This window comes from Aeromicrobium sp. PFPM2_SD2 (assembly GCF_057364525.1).
The window spans coordinates 1-633 of sequence record NZ_JBNFNZ010000769.1; the positions used below are offsets into that span (position 1 = coordinate 1).

1 protein-coding gene is annotated in these 633 nt (G+C 76.0%); it reads left to right on the forward strand.

The annotated features are described in order from the left end of the window. Positions 1–599 (forward strand): hypothetical protein (locus AC2W7G_RS17995; protein WP_485869634.1); only part of this gene is annotated, 599 nt, incomplete at its 5' end. Positions 600–633 lie beyond the last annotated feature (34 nt).

Below are 633 nucleotides of genomic sequence, written 5' to 3' on the forward strand. Positions count from 1 at the left end.
GAGGGCAAGGACCCCGACCCGGCGCACGTCCCGCCGGAGCAGGACCCGCGCACCATGCCGACCGCGCACCTCGTGCTGGCCGGCCGCGCGGCGACCCTGCGCCAGCAGCACACGCTCGCCCGGCGGCTGTTCACCGTCGTGCTGACCCGGCGCCAGTCGGCCAACGCCGTCTGGAGCCAGCTCGCTCGTTACGGCCAGGTGCTCAACGAGACCCGCGCCGGGCACCTGCGGCGCGGTCGGGCCGCCATCGACGCTGGGAGGAGAACCGGCCCTGGACGTTCCACGGGCCGAGCGAGGCCGCCTACATCGGCGCCTGGTGCGCCTGGTCCAACGGCGAGCTCGAGCGCTCGCGCGAGCTCATCGAGGTCGGGCTCAGCCAGGCCCAGCGGCACTCGGCCCCCTCGGTCCACGCGCGGCTGCTGTCGCTGCTGGGAACCACGCACGTCCTGGGCGAGGACTGGGACGCGGCGCTGGAGGTGCTGCGCCGGGCGCACGCCGAGGGCCTGGCCTTCCGCGACCCCGCGCTGCTGCGCCACGGCGCCGACTACGTGGAGGCCTGCGTCCGCACCGGTCGTGCGGCGAGGGACGCTCGGTGCTGACCCTGCTCGAGCAGCGGGTGGGCCGCAGCCGATC